This is a genomic window from Enterobacter sp. CPE_E1241 (assembly GCF_045618265.1).
Lineage (GTDB): Bacteria > Pseudomonadota > Gammaproteobacteria > Enterobacterales > Enterobacteriaceae > Enterobacter > Enterobacter adelaidei.
Genome location: NZ_JBIWYV010000001.1, coordinates 2586896 through 2602761 on the forward strand (window position 1 = coordinate 2586896; position 15866 = coordinate 2602761).

Sequence of the window (15866 nt, forward strand, 5' to 3'; positions counted from 1 at the left end):
CCCCTACGATTTGATATGGAGTACCATTCCGTAGTCGTTTGTGCCGGCAGGCAGTTCTAAATCCTCTCTCAGTCGAAGACGCAATTTTTTGAACCCCCGATAGTCCACATAATGATGAACCCGACCGAAGCGGTGCGTCATACGGGAAATATCAGGGTGCATCTCAACCTGCATTTTGCTTTTGTTGTAAGTTCCCTCTTTCGCGTAAAACTCCGCGGTGTTTCCACCCTTTGTTTTTTGCGTCTGGATTTTTTGCTGAAGAAACGCATTGAACTGGACCGTACACCAGCCCGCTTTCAGCATTCTTAGCGATAAATCCGTATCCTCGTTGTAACGCCCCCGCCACCGAAACGGGAGGTCGTTGCGAATAAGGTTGCAGGAGTAAATGCGGGTATTGGTAACAAAGGGCGGTAGCTTGTCCCTCTCCGGGGCAAACATGGCGTAATTCGGTCCCGCCATTCCCACATTTTCATACCGCTGCACAAAATCCTCCATACAGCGAAAAATGGTTCCGTCACCCACGCGGATCCGCTTGTTTTGATGCAGACGGAAAAAGTGACGGATGTTGTCGTCCATAACCCAGTGCCAGGCGAATCCGTTGGCTATCGAGTGATCCCACGCAAAATTCCGCGCCGCACCCGGACCGACGCTTTTAGTCAGCCCCAGATCGTCAAAGGTGTCATAGTCACGCTGGTATTGCTTATCGAGCACCAGAATATTCTTCACATCGATGACAGCGGCGTACTGGTCGTACTCCTGCTCCTCGATCACAATGTGATACGGTACACCGATGTGCTCCAGCGCTTTCGCTGTCATGCGCGTATCAGCCCGGCCTTTACTGACAATATAAATCGGGTAATTAGGATTCATCGCTGATGTATGCCTTATTCACCGTGGATTCCCGTTTATGTTCCGGGTACCAGATATATTTCGTTTTTGCCGTGATCTGCTGCTGAACAAGCTGGGCGAACAGCGCAACGTCAGCATCCGTTTCGAAATGCACGATAATCTGCCGGACGCCGTTGTTGTTCTCTTGGTCAAATGCCGGCATTCCCACCCAGTGATCATTCGGGTCGTCTGGTTCAACGCCCAAAATATCGCCTAACTCCAGATCGCTAAATCCCAGCAGCCCGACATCAAACTCAATGTCCTGCAATGCCTCGATTTCCAGCTTAAGTAGCTCGCCATTCCAGCCCGCATTCAGAGGAAGCTTGTTATCAGCTATCCGATATGCCTCCTTTTGTGCATTGCTGAGCCCCGAAAGCGTAATCGTGGGGTCGGAAGCAATTCCTATCTGCTCGGCGGCCAGCACCCGGCCATGTCCGGCAATAATTTCACCGTGTTCATCAATAAGTATCGGGTTCGTCCAGCCAAATTCCTCAATGCTGGCCACAAGCTGCAACACCTGCCGATCGTCATGCGTTCGGGCGTTGCGGGCGTATGGGGTTAAATCCTTTAACGGTCGATAGACGATTTTTAGTTTCTCGGTCATATCTCCGCTCTCTGATAAAAAAGCAGTAACGATCAATGCGCTGGGTGCGCGGCGGGTACCATTACGGCTTTAACAATCACTATCGGGCGCCATCGTAATGACACCCTGTAGTGGCTGCTGTTCTAAAGCAGAGCCAGGGAAACCCGGCTTTTATTTGAATACAAATTTTTCATCCATAATTGCAGTACAGTGAAGCATCAATTTTTTGGCAACAGGCTTCCCATCCATATAGTCCATGTGCTTATCCACAAGACCTTTCCAGTTATCAAATACTACTTTATTCGATTTCAGGAGACCCTCACACGCCATCCAATCAAAAGAACATTTGCCGTACAGACTCCGTAACTCTTCCTTGTTAACTTTCGACATATGAGTAAGCGCATAAGCGTACTGTGTTACCGATTTTTTAAAATCAAGCTTCACTCTTAACTCGTCCTGCTTTTTCCACCGGAAAATCGCCCAACCTGCCACACCAACAGCCGCTGCGGTGAATATCGCTGATATCGCCGACCAGATAGTCGCCCACGGCCAGTTGTATATTGTATGCCACATGAAAACCTCCTTGATTTAAGGAGATTATTCTATCCTGGCAAACGCATAACTGCCGATACCCTCTCGCCCGAGCTGCGTCTCAATTCCGTTGCTTTCCACCAGCTCAAAACCCTGCTCGACGAACCAGGCCACCAGCCCGTCGTGGGTCCAGTACCAGATGTGCTCATCCCGGCGGAAATGGCGGGACCGAATGACGTGCTCAGCACCGGAAAAGATCGGTACCGAGACGAATACCCATTTTTCCGCTCGCCCGACGGCGATATCCGGGCGGTCGATGTGTTCCAGGCTATCCCAGAACGTCAGGGCAGAATAACGATCACGGTAGAGGTTCCCCCACGCTCCGCGCTCTTTCAGCCACTCAACGCCTGCAGGGTTGACGTCGAACCCTTTAGTCTCCGGCCGCGCTGTGACAAATTGCCCTGCACCAATCCCCACATCGAGAACCGGCCCGGTATAGTGCCGTGCCACCAGCCGAATACGCGCCTCAGTCAGTTCCCGTCCGAGGTCCGTGTCGGCCAGCTCCTGGTACCGGGAGAAATACTCTGCATCATAGGGACGATCTTTTGGTACCGGATAACGCCCCATACCGAGTTCAGGCAGCCAGACCAGACCGCTCTTAATTTCCTGAGAAAAACGTTTCATGCTGCGTTCCGCCTGCGTGCCTGCTGGTGCACCGTGGTGATGAAACCTTCCACCTTTTCTGGCAGTCCGGTGATCATTTTGTCACAGTCGTGGATCATTTCCTGGCAATGACAATATCGGTCCGGGTAGACGAATAAAGCACGGGACAAATCCATACAGCGTGGATCGGTTACCTTCAGATGGTGGTTATTGCCGCCATTGCCACCAGCGAGGCAAATCATCGGTCTCTGGTAGGCCAGCGCCGCGTGCATGATGACGCAGGGCCCTGTCAGTACGATGTCGGCACGCTCCACCAGCGCCAGCATTTGCCAGATAGTCAGTTCGCCATGGTGGAATTTCTGGTGAGCGAATGGCTCACCGTCGGGGATCCATTCCTTCCCCTCCTGGACATCGGCAACGCTGATGACGTGATATCCGCAGATAGCCAGGCGACGCGCCACGTCGTCAATGTATTGATTCAGAGGGCCACGGCTTGCGTTATGCCATTCGGTTCGCTCCGTTGTAGGGCGAATCACTGCCACCGGCTTACCCGCCGGAACTCGGATATCTGCAGATGTATAGCTGGGTAAATCCATACACGCTGGCGCGGTACCGAACTGCTGTTCCATCGCGTCGAAGATGCTGCCCGACTGCAGGTGACCGTTCCCGTAAAAAATTCTGGTGCGCGGTATGCCTGGCGGTTCGCGTTCGAACATCACGGTGGAAGACTGCTCGCTTTTCTTCTGGGTGCGCAGAGGCGAGTTGGCGTGAACGAAGTGGAGGTTAGAAATTCCGGCGTAAATTTCCGGCAATGGTGTTTTCAGCCAGATTTCGTGGCCTTTTTGCACCAGCGCTTTGATGAAACAGCGCTGGTTAATATTGTCACCGATGCCGTGCATCCCGTCGAAGTACAGTTTTCCAGGCATAAAGTGCCGCCTCAAGTGGTAAACGTTTAAAGCAAGTCAGCGCGGTCTCGCGTGACGCGTTGATAATCTCCACGCCCGGCAAAGCACCAGCGAGAGAAGAAAAGTCGGAGTGCCAGCGCCCTACTTCGCGCGGTACCGGATTGTGCATCGTTGCAGGGTGGCGGCCATGCCAGTGTGCGCCGTTCGCCAGGGTGCAGTCGTAGCCGAGAAGAATCACCCTCTCTGCGCCGAGGTGTGCAGCCAGCTGAATGGCACGCTGCCCGGAGTTGAACGGGCCGTTATCTGATGGGTTGAAAAGCTTCACGCCGTACCGGGCGTGCGCCCGCTTGCTCTGAGTCCAGAGTTCCGCGCTGGTTTCCAGCGAGTCGTGGTAATGATCCCACCAGGTGAAATCGGCTGCGTAGATGTGCTGGCAGTCTGGCACTGCCCTCCAGCTCGAATTAACCGCGATGACCGGATAACCGGAGCCAGAGGCCAGTGCGCAGTCGTTCGCCGTCAGCGACGGGCCGCTGGCGACGCAGATAAAGGTTTTGATCATGAATTTAGGCGTAAAAAAACCGCCCGAAGGCGGTTAGAAGAAGATGTGTTCTTACTTATTTAGAGCAGCCTGAATTGCATCTGCCAAATTTGAAATTTCTTTCGCTACATTGGTCAAATCATCGTCAGCTTTGGAATACACAGCCTGCTGAGCGTTACCCACACAATGTTTAGCAATTTCAAGCGCTGCCTGAACTGCCAGCAGACGTTGAACTTTTTCACGACCTTCACTTTCCCAGAAATAACCTTCTAACATTATCGATCTCCATATTCGCCCTAGCATTTCTAAGGCAATTTGAAATCTTGGGGAGATTTCTTGAAAAACAATGTTCTTCATGCCTCATAACATGAATTTATTCATTTTCTTTGCTTGAGATCACTTTGTCGTAGGTTCGTTCGCAGCTTGATCCTGCTGCATAGCGTTCATCAGCCTCTTTCGCATAGATTCCCGCTCTTTTGTCAGATTCGCCAAGCAACTCGGCGAGCACTCGGGTGGTCTCGGCTTTTGTCGCGCCTGCTGCTGCAATTGCGGAAATGCGGCCGGTTTCACTTCTTGCGAGTTGCCTGCGTAATGTGGCGAGTTGTTGCTGCAGGCCGTCACCAGCACGATTAGCAGCATCAACATTGGCCTGTACTTTCGCCAGTTCGTCATCTGCACGTTTTCGCTCCTCCACCACCACCAGCTGTCGCCGCCGTTCTTCGGCACGCTCTGCGACCTCTCGATGTAAAGTCGCGGTTGAATCGGCAAGATCCCGCTGTAGCCATTGCTGCTTCCAGGCAGAATCCGCCGACTCATATCCCGCGTCGAACACTCGCCAAAACAAAAAAGCCACCAGCAAAGTGATCGCGAACGGCTTCCAATATTTTCCCAGCAACGCTAACAACGGCGTCATACAAGCACCGATTTCGCCTTGTCATAGCGCGCCTGTCGATCATCGAGGCCATTAGTGCCGCCGTTAATAATTTTCGTAACGGCTTTGACATCCCCGGAGTGCTTCAGACAGCCTTTTGCAGCATAGAACCACGCAGCAGAGCGAGCAGCGTATTCGTCCTGCTCTAGTAGCTGCGGAACCAGCAGCAAATCAGTGCCGAGGCCGGTGCCGCAATCCCGGTAATTGTCGTGACCGGTAATCTGAATCAGTCCACGACCGCGGTAGTTCCAGCCATCATTTGATCCTGGAAAACTGTTACCCATTCGGTTCGCGTAGACAATATTTGCAATTGCCTGCTGGTTAGCCGGGTGCTCAGGGGTACGGCCGTATTCCTGAGCACTTTCTGCGTCGAAATATTTCCCGAATGTAGCCAGTAAACCATCTGCCGAATAATTCAGGTTCTCCACAATGTGAGAGAAACCTCCGGACTCGTGACCTACCTGAGCGATAAACATTGCCTGATCGTCAATTGATGTAATGCCAAACTCAGCCATCGCCGCATCTATTGGCTGAAACCAACGCGCAGCTAATTCGGCGCTGATATTAGCCGCCTTTTGAAACTGTGATTTATTCATTCGCTTTTCTCTGTGCTGATGCCGGTACGCTTGGTAAACAACGCGACGGCAATATCACGCAATCGGTCAGCGCCAATAAAACCAATCATGCCGCCAACGAATGCGCCGGAATTTGCAGTCAGGCCCAAATATTCGAGAATTGCTGATACTGCCAATGCTGCAATTCCGCAAACCAGCGCCCCGGTAGCTGTATAGATTTTGGGCTTTCCAGCCCTTATATCCATTAATGCCGAAATCCCTAAAGCCGTCAGCCCGGCATAAACCGACGGCAGGTATACAGCCAACCATTTCATTGCTTGCTCAATTATTCCGTGTTTTTCCATAGTCACCTCCGGAACGGGGCGCCGTGTGAGAATAAAAAATCCCCGAATATCCAGGAGCGGCAACGGGGAAAGGCGTCGCACTAAATTGACCTGTCAGCGGCCTTAATATGAGAAAGCCCCGGCGAATGCCGAGGCCTTTAAAAAACAAAACCCCACCGAAGTGAGGTTTCTTGAATAGAGAGGCATCTCATCCAACAAACCACCCGAGGTTAACTGGAATTTAACGAGATGCTTTTGGATGAGCGCTGAACCCAAAGGTCAGTATTTTTACGCAGCAATTTTGCAAAAAGCAGCGCCCATTCAAAACGAGGTTGCTTTTCAGTCGCTCCGGGGAACCCATCATCGCATACCGAAAAGCTTAAACTGGAGCGGGCAGCGGGAATCGAACCCGCATCATCAGCTTGGAAGGCTGAGGTAATAGCCATTATACGATGCCCGCAAATGGTGCCGACTACCGGAATCGAACTGGTGACCTACTGATTACAAGTCAGTTGCTCTACCTACTGAGCTAAGTCGGCGTTGGTCCGCCACCGGAGCCTCGAACCCCGTACTACAACACCAAGGTTGTCGCTCTTCCCGATGAGCTAGTGGCGGTGTGGTGGCCCTTGCTGGACTTGAACCAGCGACCGGGCGATTATGAGTCGCACGCTCTAACCAACTGAGCTAAAGGGCCGGGAGCGAGATGATACATAAGTGAAACTAACCATGCAATCCCCGGCAATTGTCGTCGGTGAGTATCCACCAGCGGCTGAAATCTGATCCGGTAGAATACAAAACCCAGGCATATACCAGGGCTTGAAAGTTTTGATGATGTTTACCGCTCCAGAACAGTGATTGCGGCTTCCATCGCTTTACGCATGTATTCAGTGTGACCGTGATCACCAGATAAAGCCGTTCTGAGCGCATTCGCAATATTGTACTTCTTCGTTTCTATGTCAGTATCACAAAGAATAAATACCGCATCTCCGACTATCCGGCACATCTCATTGTAGAGCGCATCCGCTTCACTTTCTTTCATGAATTCACCTGTGTTAAGTAATATTGGTGATTTTACATTCAGAAATTTGCAAGAAACCAGATCGAAAACAAAAAACCCGCAATTAAGCGGGTTTGTACAATTTTGGCAACATACCAAATTAGCCTTAAATATCGGCTATTTTGTTCGGTTTTGCAATAGTCAGCCTATATCTTCCTCAAAATTTGGTTCAGGCATCCTGACTAAAACGCTACTCAACGACTCAAGATCCAGCAACTCCACAGCGCTCTTCAGCATCTTCCAGTGAGGTGCATAAACCTCACACCATGTTGATCGTGAAACCCCCAGGTGTGTAGCGAGCAACGCGCCAGCATATTGCTTATATGTGTCGTTCATCTGCTGCGCCGCCACTTCCTGCACAGCCAGCCAGACGAGAGAAATAATGCGCTTTTTCGTTTTCTTAAGCAGGCCAGGCGGCAGCGCGTGCTGGTGCCCATTCCAGATAGCTTCACATATCATCGTCTGATAACGGAACGTAAGATCAAACCCATAGCAATAACGAAGCCATGCCTGTTCATGCTCCGGAAGCATGTTAACTGCGCGGCGCCACGGTGCGGCAGAAAATTCATTATCGTTAATTGGCGGCAGCGGCCTGCGGCGGCTTCGGGTTTCCAGCACATAGACGGCGCTATTTTCAGCTTTTACACACCGGACGCCGCCCCGGCCGTTATCCAGTTCTACAACATGAATTGGTTTGCGCGGATTGCGATCTTTATCTGCTGGTGGATGTTCACAGAATGCCTGCAACTGCCCTTTCGTTTTACCTGAGTTATCCATCAGTGCATAGGTAAGCTCAATCCGGGCGTATTCAATTAATTGCGGATCCATCAGATAAAACCCTCTTTTTTCCAGATTGCGAGCGTACGAAATACACCCTCTGCATGCATCAGGCGCAATTCTTCGTATGTGTATTCATTGGTTTTAACTCTGCCGTCGATAACATCGTGGCACCCGTTACATGCAATGGCCCCCTGTAAATCATCGGGCTTGCTGCCAGTACCGCAGGTTCCGGCAAGGCGATAATGTGCGAGTACGCTGGTTTCAGGGTTGAAGGTGCAGTGACCAGGTATTCGAACGGTGCACTCACGCCCACGGGCTTCTTTACGAAGATTCACAGATCGAGACATTGCTGACCTCCTCCCTGTTCAAGCTTCAGACCGTTCTGGTAATCGTTACTGAATCCCGCCCAGTGAGCGCGGCGTATGGTCACCGCTTGCCCCGGTGAGTAAATCAGGCGATGAACCGTCTGGGGATAGGCTGGGAGATCACGAATGCAGATAGGGCAATAATCAACGGTTTCGATCCGGCATCCTTTCCCACGGCTGCAAATGTGCATCATCGCCTGCTGCACTGTGCAGCTACTGCACATAGGTGCATCACAGGTATAGGGATGAAACGGGTCGATAAACTCCTGCCCGTCTATAACTTTTGGTGGATAGCCAAGACGCCCATCGCATAATAGCGTTGCCGGTGCTCCACAAAACATACAGGCCTCTTTTTTCATGCGCCTACCCCGACTAACTTCATTGCTGCCCGCTGGATTTGAGTCAGGATCATGCGGCCTGTGTTTTCAAGCGCCTCCCGGCTGATGTAGCTTGTCGCCGGACCTGTCCATGTTTTATCGAATATCGCGATCGCCATACCGAACCCCGCAGAGGATTCAGACGGCTCACCTTCAGCCGGGATATACCAGTCAGGAAGGTCAAAGCTGATACGCCCACGCACGAAGGCGATGTGATCAGCATCTTCCGGCCACCAGCTTTCACTTGTTGCCGACTTAATGAAGAAAACATACCGCCCACCGCGCTCCCGCATTGCGAAGGTATGTTGCATGATCGGTACCATTCCGGTGATGTACTGGCCTTCGAATTGAGTGGCACGGCTGTAAGGAGGATTAGCGTATCCAGCGCCGCCAAGTGTAGACAGACGAGCAGACCAGTCCTGCGCCAGCGCGTTATCTTCTGCGGTGTAATAGTGTTCACATTTGGAGTTGTGATCGTCTGCAAACAGGTCGAGGGAAAATGGTCCAAACTTCGCGTTTATACCCCACCAGATCGCGTCTGGTGTCCGCCACTGGTCGCCAACCTCTTTCAGTTTGTGTGACCTGCGATTACGAAGTTCTTCAAGTGCCTTGCAATATGGATTGAGGTTCACGCGGCATACTCCAGAAGCTGAGCAGCGACGTTCTCTACCTCATCAGGGGATTTAAACGACCGAAACAGGATGAAATTCCATAAAACATTCAAACTGGATTTATAGAATTGCTGGAATTCGAGGTCGTCCATTTTTGCGAAAGAAATAGACTTCGCCCGGCGGTTACGACTTCCGTCAGGGTAAACGTGTTCCGTGTAGTAACCAGCCTGAATGGTTACCCATTCGCGATATGCTTCGAATGATTTGAGCAACGCAATATCGCGTGTACGCGTGTGTGCGGCATCGGACAGGTATTGTTCTGCTGCGTCGGAAAGCGCAACGCTATGCTGCTGACCTACCTGCCGGCAGAGAAAATCGACGAAGCCATTAACCAGCTTTTGCTCTTCGGGCAGAATAGCGCCGCCGGTTGGCGTCCAGTAGTCAAAGCCAAGCTGGAGCAGTTTGAAAAAACGCTTGTGAAACTGGTAGTTGCGCACACGCTTAAAGTCGGCGTGGATCCACTCACCGATTTTGATACGTTGCAAAAATTCGCTGGCCTCGGGCGTTGCCGGGGTCAGGGTTTCGGAGCTAATTTTTTGAAGTTGAATCTGTGCCATCGGTTTTCTCCGGTGACACAGTGATATCTCAGAAGGTTGTTCAGACCTGTCTATAGATTATAGTGGATTATCAGCATCATCAACAGCCGATAATCCGGCAGTTTTACGCGCTTCAGCCATCTGCTGCACACTGGTTACAAACTCGTCAGGGCGCAACACAAAACCATATACAACATCGCCGTGTTCGTCCCTGTACAGCACAACGGGTCTGGTGCTGTTGTTCAGGCCACGAACTAAGTGGTCAGGTATGATCATCACTTCGCTCCAGCATGTTCTTGGGGATCCATCACTTTCCTTCGCGCGTCCCGATAGTTAAGCCGATGCGTACGCTTATCTCAATCAACCCGACAGGACTATTTGAGATAAGTGGCATCAATACACTGTATATAAAACCAGTATAATTCACCAGTGTCTATAGCTTTCTTTTTGATCATAACGATAAAAATCAATTGGTTGTGTGTTTTTTGTTCAATGTAATAGCAGCTAAGTAAGATAGCGAAACGTATGAGGGGAACGGCCTAAATATGAGGGAATGGGTGCCTGGGAACGCCTCAGCTTAACACGCTGGTGGCGGGGATTTCTCCCCGCCGGTTACCCTTACTGGTTGGACTCACATGCCATGACTGCCGCGACCTCCCTGCTACCATCCCGTATTCGCAGTTCGTAAAGCGAATGGCGGGTCAACAGAGTGAATGCCAGTATCGTCAGGCAGACGATAAGCAGGCACCAGATAACAGAATTTTGCGGCTTCATGGCTGCTTCTCCTTGACCTTGCGGTCTGTAAGAGGCTAACCTTGTACGTGCGAGCATACGAGGGGCCTCGGGTTGTACTGACCCCAAAAAGTTGGACAGTTAAACACGAGGCACATAGGTCTGGGTTCGATATTCAATTGGACTCAGACCTTTTAATTTCAGGCTAATTCTTCTGCTGTTGTAGTAGTCAATATATTCCGTAACAGCATCCTTCAGTTCGCTTATATTACTGAACTCGTCAAGATAAAAACACTCCGACTTTAAGGTTCCAAAGAAACATTCCACGACTGCATTATCCAGACAATTCCCTTTTCTTGACATGCTCTGTGTAATTCCTTGTTCTTTAAGGATGTTTTGATACCTTCTCATGCGATACTGCCATCCCTGGTCAGAGTGCAGAATAGGATGCTCGTGAGGCTTAAGCTTTTTGAATGCCTGATCGAGCATATTCTCGACCATGTTCATCACAGGTCTTTCCGACAGGCTGTAAGAAATAACTTCGTTGTTGAAGAGATCTATTACTGGAGACAAATACAGCTTGCGCCCATTGACTGCAAATTCAGTAACATCGGTAACCCACTTCTCGTTTGGCCGTGTAGCCTTGAAATCCCTTTGGAGAACATTGGGGGCGGTTTGCCCTACTTCTCCTCTGTAGGAGCTGTATCGCTTGACCTTAATCGCTGCCTTAAGCGAGAGGGTTCCCATCAGGCGCTGAACAGCTTTATGGTTAATCCGTTCCCCGTCTCGATGGAGAGACAACGTTACCCTGCGGTATCCGTATCGACCTTTATTCTCGTGATAAATCTCACCAATACGCTTTTTAACATCCGCATACTTATCAGGCTTGCTGAGAGCCTTTAGATGGTAATAAAACGTACTGCGCGGTATCTCCGCTGCCTTGAGAAGCTCATCAAGAGGGTAAAACTGCCTTAGCTCGTTGAGTACTTTCACTTTTTCGCGGGATGAGCTAAGGCTTTCAGCTTTTTTAGATACGTAAGCCGCATTTCAAGGAATCGAACTTGTCTTTCAAGATCCTCGATACGTCGGTCTTTCGACAGCTCCAATGCTAACGCCGCTTTTTCTGGATCAACTGACATTGTAATGTTTCTTTTGGTGCCGATCTTGAGTGCGCGTAAACCAGCTTCTCCGTGCTCCTCATAGACTTTCAGCCACTTGGCTACAGAACCACTACCAGCAAGCATAAAGTGAGCAGCAGCCTGATTGAGGGACATTTGCTGCTCGGTCACGGCTTTCACGACCTTAATGCGCAACTCTGGATCAGCACTAACGCCTTTAGGTTTGGGAATTAAACCTTTTTCTCCATGTTTTTCATAGAGGGCAACCCACGTCCTGACCTGGGTTCGGGGTACTCCAAAACGTGCAGAGATGATCCTGTAACCATCATCAGTTGTGAAGTAGTGATTCACGACTTCAAGGCGCTTTTCGAAGGGGTATTTTGGCTTTGACATATCAGGGACTATTCCATTTCATCGTCCAACAAAATGGGTGCAGTACATACAGGTTGATTTATCAGCTCGGGGCTTTTCTCTTTCTGCTTCGTGTATGCCTGAAACAGAAAGTCTCAAGCACCCGGCGCAATCATACCCTGCCATTTTCCCGGCGCAACCATTACCGCTCTTCATTCCTCTGAATCTCAAAGAGTTTTACCTCCAGCTTCGATAAGCTAAGCAACGCCGGTTTTATCTCATCAGGTGCAGCGTTGTACTCCCGACGGTTCAGGTGCAGGTGCTCTGCCTTACTGACTTTAACCAGGTTGCCGGGAGTGACGTTCTGCTTGTCACCATCGAGAAAGCGGATAACCGCCCCGGGCGGGATTGGGCCGTTTTGCTGCTCCCACACCCGGAGGTGAACAAACTCCCACTCGTTCGGATCAGCAACCTTCACACGACGATAGCCATCACCATCAATAATTTCAGTCCCAACGGGAACATAGTTCGCCGGGCGATTACCCTTCTTGAATGATGTGGCGTTAGGCGTTTTGGCGCCAGAACCGGGTATTTTGGGCTGCCCCGCCTTAAACCGACCATCACGGCCGGTCAGCCACCCTTTTCGCTTCCTCAGCGAAACCAGCTGTTCCGCTGTCTGCGTAGTACCGAACCGCTCGTTAAATTTGTCGGCCAGCTCCTGCCGCCCGAGCGCAGCGTGCCACTTAACCCAGTTCAATTCTATTTCGCTGTATTTATGCGCCATTTGCTTTACCCACCCGCAGAACGTCCGGAGTGTCTCCCGGTTTCAGACCACGGCTATAATCCTCTGCATCAAGCACCAGACGCGCATTACTGATGATCTGCGATGAAACGCCGGTGACAGCTTTTGCCCGGTGTATTTCTTCCTGAAGTTTCTCACCGGTAAGCGATTCATCACTCAGGCGTTCCATCTGTGCAAACAGGTGGTTATTCAGATCGGATAATGAATTTTTCACATAAACCTCTTTTCGCGATTATTTTACCAGGCGCAAGTGAGTAACCTTGTTTCGGTAACTCTCCCACGCAAAATTTACCCACATGCCCGAATCCATTTTCAGGCGGTCCACTACGCGCTCGCCCAGGGTCGCGGCCAGCTCGTCAAAGTTCAGGTTGGTCAGAATGCCTACCGGCCGCATCGATGCCAGACGGCGATCGATAATCTGATTGATGATTATTTTTTCGTGCTTCGAATCCTTCTGGATCCCGACTTCATCCAGAACCAGCAGATCGACGCGGCACAACTCATCGAGCAGCGAGGCCTCTGATTGCCCGCCGTCATAGCAAGCCCGCACCCTCAGCATCAGGTCTGCCACTGTGACAATCAGCACTGTGCTATCCCGAGCCAGCAGATAATTGCCTATCGCCGCGGCAAGGTGGTTTTTCCCGGTGCCAGGGCTGCCGCTGAAAACAAAGCTGGTGAAGCCATTACCAAAATTCATTGCGTAGCTCTTTGCCAGGCTAAGTGCGTGACGCTGGCCATCGTTCTTCACCTCGTAATTTTTGAACGTGCAGTTCTGGTGAAGACTCTGGATCCCGGAGCGCCCGAGAATCTTCTCGGCTCTCGCCGTCTGGTTCAGCTTGTCCACTTCGGCAGCCCGTTTAAGCCCTTCCTCGGTCTGCCACTTACGCCACTCGTCAGCGGTGGAAAACTTCGGCTGCACGCCAGCCGGGATTAATTTTTTGAGGCGCTCCATCGCGCCGCCTGCCGAAATATTTTTCATGCTCACCCCGTAAAGCCATCAGGAACTTTGCTATCAGGTTTCGATATGCCGTTAACGTCTCTCCCTCTCTGCCCGCTATTCGGTACCGCCCACGTTTCCTCGTAATGCAGTGATTTCCCGAAAAACGTTGCAGCTTGTTTTACGTACTCCGTATTCAATTTGCCGGTGGCTTTGATGAATGCCGCATACCGCAGCACACCATCGTGAAGTACCTCTGGCTCCACGCCAGATTTCACTCGAGCATTCCAGGCCTTGAAAGCATCGGCTTTGCTATTTCCACCAGCTCGTTTTGGATAATTTCCCCAGGCCTCTTCGAACTCAGCCGGGTATGATTTTTTCTTTCCTGCTGGCTGTTCTGGGGAGGATGAATCTCCGTTTGGGGGTGTGGCACCGCCATGCCCCGAATTAGTTTCTTCCTGATCCTGTTCCTGATCCTGTTCCTGATCTTGGCTTGCAAGCACCTCCGAAGCCCCTTTCAACCCCCTTTCAGTTCCGCGCTTTACAGTCATGTGAAAATCAACCTGGTAACGGTCAAAAAAACCAGGCAGGAAGGGGTTCTCAGGCAATGACGCATATTCATTACGAACACCAGCACAACGGTTATCGCCAGGCTTCAACGATCGTCCGACCTGATACCCAGCCATTTCATGCACCCATACCATCTCGGAATGCCCGTCATAGCTGCAAAACCCCGCTTTGATAGCCCTTTCAAGCCCCTTCGATGCTCCTTCCAAGCCCAAGCCGGTTTCATGAGCCAGGTACAGCACCGGCAGGTAATACAAGCCAAGCATGTTCGCGTGTGGAGAGGTCATCAGATAAAAAGCGACAACCTGCGCCTCAGCTCCCGCGCTTCTCAGTTCTCGACCTGTTTTCCCCAACCAAAATTGAGGTGATACGGTTGCGTAATCACGCATAACTTCCCCGATATACTTCCCGCGAATCGGCGTGACAAAGCGGCTCAATTACCGATTTCACAGCCAGAAATGCGGATATGGCTTCGTTAATTTCTTTCAATGCAACAGCAGGCGCAGCACGAAGATGAACAGCATTCACCGCCTCGATACTCTCTTTAGCCGCTACTGTGGCCAGAAGTGCAGGATCCCGTGGAGATTCAATCCGGGCTCGCCGCGCAGCGGGCATCACAGCCAGTGCAACGGGCTTAAGCTCAATAGCGAGTGATGCATATCGAGGGCCATCAAAGCCCCTGAAAATTCGTTTCACTCTCTGCGTTGCGTTCCGAAGGCCGTCACCGGTATCGACCGCCGGTAGAATGTCGCAACCACCAGCGGCGTGGTACTGCTCCGCTATGGCCATCCCGATCGCCTTCCAGCCTACTTCGAGCGCCCAAGCCTCCAGCTCTGATGCAACGGCATCAATCTGAGGACTGATTTTCATGATTCAGTTCCTCTTCCGCTCCTCCATTATCCTGAGCAGCGTACAAACCGGCTTCATACCGCAATGCGTTATTTGTGAGTGCTGCCAGTTCCATAGCTCGTAATTTGGGAATGATCTTCCCCCATCGAGTAACTGACGGACGGCTCACATTCGCGGCAGCCGCCAGCTTGCTCTTACTACCAAAGAATTTAATTGCATCTTCTTTGTACACTTTATGAACTCCATTTGTTAGCCATAGCTAACAATATAGAAGTTAACACAAACAGAGTAAAGAAGAATTAGCATTAGCTAACTATGAAAAATTTAAGCATTGGCGAACGAATCCGAAATCGTCGGAAAGAAATGAAGTTCACACAGCGCTCTTTAGCGAAGGCGCTGAAGATCTCCCATGTTTCCGTATCTCAGTGGGAGCGCGATGATAGCGAGCCTACAGGAAAGAACCTTTTTGCCTTAACTAAGGTTCTTCAGTGCACTCCGACGTGGATTCTTTTCGGGGATAATGATCAAGCCCCATCTGAACCAAGTGATACCCCACCTGAGCTTGATGATAAACAGCGAGAATTACTTGAGCTCTTTATCGCGATCACAGACTCTGAACAAGATGAGTTATTGAACGAATTGAGAGCTCGAGTCGAAAATAACAAAATCCGCTTAGAAGAACTTCTAAAAGCCCGCCAACGCGCAAGTAAAAAATAATCTCTTAGCTAACAATGCGTTAGCTATTTTTTACGCCTCAATCGTTAGTTTTGACTAACATTCTCTTGAT

The 15866-nt window shown here is 50.7% G+C and carries 26 protein-coding genes and 3 tRNA genes; 1 reads left to right on the forward strand and 28 read right to left on the reverse strand.

Annotation, left to right across the window (positions count from 1 at the left end):
- Positions 1-3 precede the first annotated feature (3 nt).
- The 28 genes from ACJ9Y9_RS12550 to ACJ9Y9_RS12685 form a co-directional block, all read right to left on the reverse strand.
- Entirely contained in the window at positions 4-870 is an 867-nt protein-coding gene (locus ACJ9Y9_RS12550) for a hypothetical protein (RefSeq protein ID WP_407226134.1), read from the reverse strand.
- Positions 860-1492 (reverse strand): ParB/Srx family N-terminal domain-containing protein, encoded by a 633-nt coding sequence (locus ACJ9Y9_RS12555; protein WP_407226135.1) that lies wholly within the window; start codon positions 1490-1492, stop codon positions 860-862. Before ACJ9Y9_RS12555 ends, ACJ9Y9_RS12550 begins: the two co-directional genes overlap by 11 nt.
- A gap of 150 nt (positions 1493-1642) precedes the next feature.
- The gene (locus ACJ9Y9_RS12560; protein WP_407226136.1) at positions 1643-2044 is read right to left on the reverse strand and encodes a hypothetical protein; all 402 of its coding nucleotides are present in this window, start codon (positions 2042-2044) and stop codon (positions 1643-1645) included.
- Between the two features lie 24 nt (positions 2045-2068).
- Complete coding sequence (locus ACJ9Y9_RS12565) at positions 2069-2686, reverse strand: methyltransferase domain-containing protein (RefSeq protein ID WP_407226137.1); 618 nt, start codon at positions 2684-2686, stop codon at positions 2069-2071.
- A complete protein-coding gene (locus ACJ9Y9_RS12570; protein WP_407226138.1) occupies positions 2683-3591 on the reverse strand; it encodes a hypothetical protein in 909 nt (302 codons plus the stop codon). The genes ACJ9Y9_RS12565 and ACJ9Y9_RS12570 overlap by 4 nt, the downstream gene beginning before the upstream one ends.
- Complete coding sequence (locus ACJ9Y9_RS12575) at positions 3548-4129, reverse strand: hypothetical protein (protein WP_407226139.1); 582 nt, start codon at positions 4127-4129, stop codon at positions 3548-3550. Before ACJ9Y9_RS12575 ends, ACJ9Y9_RS12570 begins: the two co-directional genes overlap by 44 nt.
- 51 nt (positions 4130-4180) lie before the next feature.
- Complete coding sequence (locus tag ACJ9Y9_RS12580; RefSeq protein WP_407226140.1) at positions 4181-4384, reverse strand: hypothetical protein; 204 nt, start codon at positions 4382-4384, stop codon at positions 4181-4183.
- 97 nt (positions 4385-4481) lie between these two features.
- Positions 4482-5021, reverse strand: a complete 540-nt coding sequence (locus ACJ9Y9_RS12585) for a DUF2514 family protein (RefSeq protein WP_407226141.1) — start codon at positions 5019-5021, stop codon at positions 4482-4484.
- Positions 5018-5635, reverse strand: coding sequence for a glycoside hydrolase family 19 protein (locus ACJ9Y9_RS12590; protein WP_407226142.1), 618 nt, complete (start codon positions 5633-5635; stop codon positions 5018-5020). The genes ACJ9Y9_RS12585 and ACJ9Y9_RS12590 overlap by 4 nt, the downstream gene beginning before the upstream one ends.
- Entirely contained in the window at positions 5632-5958 is a 327-nt protein-coding gene (locus ACJ9Y9_RS12595) for a phage holin, lambda family (RefSeq protein ID WP_407226143.1), read from the reverse strand. Before ACJ9Y9_RS12595 ends, ACJ9Y9_RS12590 begins: the two co-directional genes overlap by 4 nt.
- A 364-nt stretch (positions 5959-6322) precedes the next feature.
- Positions 6323-6397 (reverse strand) — tRNA-Gly (locus ACJ9Y9_RS12600).
- Between the two features lie 3 nt (positions 6398-6400).
- A tRNA-Thr gene (locus tag ACJ9Y9_RS12605) sits at positions 6401-6476 on the reverse strand.
- Positions 6477-6554: 78 nt separating this feature from the next.
- A tRNA-Ile gene (locus ACJ9Y9_RS12610) sits at positions 6555-6631 on the reverse strand.
- Positions 6632-6772: 141 nt separating this feature from the next.
- Positions 6773-6976: a DUF2767 family protein gene (locus ACJ9Y9_RS12615; protein WP_109844027.1), complete on the reverse strand. Its 204-nt coding sequence runs from the start codon at positions 6974-6976 to the stop codon at positions 6773-6775.
- Between the two features lie 159 nt (positions 6977-7135).
- Positions 7136-7822: a bacteriophage antitermination protein Q gene (locus ACJ9Y9_RS12620; RefSeq protein WP_407226144.1), complete on the reverse strand. Its 687-nt coding sequence runs from the start codon at positions 7820-7822 to the stop codon at positions 7136-7138.
- Entirely contained in the window at positions 7822-8121 is a 300-nt protein-coding gene (locus ACJ9Y9_RS12625; protein WP_407226145.1) for a DUF1364 domain-containing protein, read from the reverse strand. The genes ACJ9Y9_RS12620 and ACJ9Y9_RS12625 overlap by 1 nt, the downstream gene beginning before the upstream one ends.
- A complete protein-coding gene (locus ACJ9Y9_RS12630; RefSeq protein ID WP_407226146.1) occupies positions 8106-8480 on the reverse strand; it encodes a hypothetical protein in 375 nt (124 codons plus the stop codon). Before ACJ9Y9_RS12630 ends, ACJ9Y9_RS12625 begins: the two co-directional genes overlap by 16 nt.
- A 14-nt stretch (positions 8481-8494) precedes the next feature.
- Complete coding sequence (locus ACJ9Y9_RS12635; protein WP_407226147.1) at positions 8495-9148, reverse strand: phage N-6-adenine-methyltransferase; 654 nt, start codon at positions 9146-9148, stop codon at positions 8495-8497.
- Complete coding sequence (locus tag ACJ9Y9_RS12640; RefSeq protein WP_407226148.1) at positions 9145-9744, reverse strand: DUF1367 family protein; 600 nt, start codon at positions 9742-9744, stop codon at positions 9145-9147. The genes ACJ9Y9_RS12635 and ACJ9Y9_RS12640 overlap by 4 nt, the downstream gene beginning before the upstream one ends.
- A gap of 57 nt (positions 9745-9801) precedes the next feature.
- A complete protein-coding gene (locus ACJ9Y9_RS12645) occupies positions 9802-9999 on the reverse strand; it encodes a hypothetical protein (protein ID WP_407226149.1) in 198 nt (65 codons plus the stop codon).
- Between the two features lie 342 nt (positions 10000-10341).
- Positions 10342-10497: a type I toxin-antitoxin system Hok family toxin gene (locus ACJ9Y9_RS12650; RefSeq protein WP_407226150.1), complete on the reverse strand. Its 156-nt coding sequence runs from the start codon at positions 10495-10497 to the stop codon at positions 10342-10344.
- Positions 10498-10596: 99 nt separating this feature from the next.
- Positions 10597-11966, reverse strand: a protein-coding gene (locus tag ACJ9Y9_RS12655; RefSeq protein ID WP_085949440.1) for an IS3-like element ISKpn8 family transposase whose coding sequence is annotated in 2 segments (ribosomal slippage) — positions 10597-11486 and positions 11486-11966 — 1371 coding nt in all. Because the reading frame shifts where the segments join, the coding sequence is not laid out codon by codon here.
- Positions 11967-12126: 160 nt separating this feature from the next.
- Complete coding sequence (locus tag ACJ9Y9_RS12660; RefSeq protein WP_407226151.1) at positions 12127-12708, reverse strand: HNH endonuclease signature motif containing protein; 582 nt, start codon at positions 12706-12708, stop codon at positions 12127-12129.
- Positions 12698-12940, reverse strand: coding sequence for a hypothetical protein (locus ACJ9Y9_RS12665; protein WP_407226152.1), 243 nt, complete (start codon positions 12938-12940; stop codon positions 12698-12700). The genes ACJ9Y9_RS12660 and ACJ9Y9_RS12665 overlap by 11 nt, the downstream gene beginning before the upstream one ends.
- 18 nt (positions 12941-12958) lie before the next feature.
- On the reverse strand, positions 12959-13705 hold the full coding sequence (locus ACJ9Y9_RS12670) for an ATP-binding protein (RefSeq protein ID WP_407226153.1): 747 nt from the start codon (positions 13703-13705) through the stop codon (positions 12959-12961).
- Between the two features lie 2 nt (positions 13706-13707).
- Positions 13708-14619 (reverse strand): DNA-binding protein, encoded by a 912-nt coding sequence (locus ACJ9Y9_RS12675; protein WP_407226154.1) that lies wholly within the window; start codon positions 14617-14619, stop codon positions 13708-13710.
- The gene (locus ACJ9Y9_RS12680; RefSeq protein WP_407226155.1) at positions 14612-15100 is read right to left on the reverse strand and encodes a hypothetical protein; all 489 of its coding nucleotides are present in this window, start codon (positions 15098-15100) and stop codon (positions 14612-14614) included. Before ACJ9Y9_RS12680 ends, ACJ9Y9_RS12675 begins: the two co-directional genes overlap by 8 nt.
- Entirely contained in the window at positions 15078-15311 is a 234-nt protein-coding gene (locus tag ACJ9Y9_RS12685; protein ID WP_407226156.1) for a Cro/CI family transcriptional regulator, read from the reverse strand. Before ACJ9Y9_RS12685 ends, ACJ9Y9_RS12680 begins: the two co-directional genes overlap by 23 nt.
- Before the next feature lie 83 nt (positions 15312-15394).
- On the opposite strand from ACJ9Y9_RS12685, the gene ACJ9Y9_RS12690 reads away from it, so the two are divergent.
- Positions 15395-15796: a helix-turn-helix domain-containing protein gene (locus ACJ9Y9_RS12690; RefSeq protein ID WP_407226157.1), complete on the forward strand. Its 402-nt coding sequence runs from the start codon at positions 15395-15397 to the stop codon at positions 15794-15796.
- The last annotated feature ends 70 nt before the right edge of the window (positions 15797-15866 follow it).

Excerpts from the sequence above, each read along its gene's own strand:
- ACJ9Y9_RS12550 (WP_407226134.1), bottom strand. The coding sequence starts at position 870 with ATGAATCCTAATTACCCGATTTATATTGTCAGTAAAGGCCGGGCTGAT.
- ACJ9Y9_RS12555 (WP_407226135.1), bottom strand. The coding sequence starts at position 1,492 with ATGACCGAGAAACTAAAAATCGTCTATCGACCGTTAAAGGATTTAACC.
- ACJ9Y9_RS12560 (WP_407226136.1), bottom strand. The coding sequence starts at position 2,044 with ATGTGGCATACAATATACAACTGGCCGTGGGCGACTATCTGGTCGGCG.
- ACJ9Y9_RS12565 (WP_407226137.1), bottom strand. The coding sequence starts at position 2,686 with ATGAAACGTTTTTCTCAGGAAATTAAGAGCGGTCTGGTCTGGCTGCCT.
- ACJ9Y9_RS12570 (WP_407226138.1), bottom strand. The coding sequence starts at position 3,591 with ATGCCTGGAAAACTGTACTTCGACGGGATGCACGGCATCGGTGACAAT.
- ACJ9Y9_RS12575 (WP_407226139.1), bottom strand. The coding sequence starts at position 4,129 with ATGATCAAAACCTTTATCTGCGTCGCCAGCGGCCCGTCGCTGACGGCG.
- ACJ9Y9_RS12580 (WP_407226140.1), bottom strand. The coding sequence starts at position 4,384 with ATGTTAGAAGGTTATTTCTGGGAAAGTGAAGGTCGTGAAAAAGTTCAA.
- ACJ9Y9_RS12585 (WP_407226141.1), bottom strand. The coding sequence starts at position 5,021 with ATGACGCCGTTGTTAGCGTTGCTGGGAAAATATTGGAAGCCGTTCGCG.
- ACJ9Y9_RS12590 (WP_407226142.1), bottom strand. The coding sequence starts at position 5,635 with ATGAATAAATCACAGTTTCAAAAGGCGGCTAATATCAGCGCCGAATTA.
- ACJ9Y9_RS12595 (WP_407226143.1), bottom strand. The coding sequence starts at position 5,958 with ATGGAAAAACACGGAATAATTGAGCAAGCAATGAAATGGTTGGCTGTA.
- ACJ9Y9_RS12615 (WP_109844027.1), bottom strand. The coding sequence starts at position 6,976 with ATGAAAGAAAGTGAAGCGGATGCGCTCTACAATGAGATGTGCCGGATA.
- ACJ9Y9_RS12620 (WP_407226144.1), bottom strand. The coding sequence starts at position 7,822 with ATGGATCCGCAATTAATTGAATACGCCCGGATTGAGCTTACCTATGCA.
- ACJ9Y9_RS12625 (WP_407226145.1), bottom strand. The coding sequence starts at position 8,121 with ATGTCTCGATCTGTGAATCTTCGTAAAGAAGCCCGTGGGCGTGAGTGC.
- ACJ9Y9_RS12630 (WP_407226146.1), bottom strand. The coding sequence starts at position 8,480 with ATGTTTTGTGGAGCACCGGCAACGCTATTATGCGATGGGCGTCTTGGC.
- ACJ9Y9_RS12640 (WP_407226148.1), bottom strand. The coding sequence starts at position 9,744 with ATGGCACAGATTCAACTTCAAAAAATTAGCTCCGAAACCCTGACCCCG.
- ACJ9Y9_RS12645 (WP_407226149.1), bottom strand. The coding sequence starts at position 9,999 with ATGATCATACCTGACCACTTAGTTCGTGGCCTGAACAACAGCACCAGA.
- ACJ9Y9_RS12650 (WP_407226150.1), bottom strand. The coding sequence starts at position 10,497 with ATGAAGCCGCAAAATTCTGTTATCTGGTGCCTGCTTATCGTCTGCCTG.
- ACJ9Y9_RS12660 (WP_407226151.1), bottom strand. The coding sequence starts at position 12,708 with ATGGCGCATAAATACAGCGAAATAGAATTGAACTGGGTTAAGTGGCAC.
- ACJ9Y9_RS12670 (WP_407226153.1), bottom strand. The coding sequence starts at position 13,705 with ATGAAAAATATTTCGGCAGGCGGCGCGATGGAGCGCCTCAAAAAATTA.
- ACJ9Y9_RS12675 (WP_407226154.1), bottom strand. The coding sequence starts at position 14,619 with ATGCGTGATTACGCAACCGTATCACCTCAATTTTGGTTGGGGAAAACA.
- ACJ9Y9_RS12680 (WP_407226155.1), bottom strand. The coding sequence starts at position 15,100 with ATGAAAATCAGTCCTCAGATTGATGCCGTTGCATCAGAGCTGGAGGCT.
- ACJ9Y9_RS12690 (WP_407226157.1), top strand. The coding sequence starts at position 15,395 with ATGAAAAATTTAAGCATTGGCGAACGAATCCGAAATCGTCGGAAAGAA.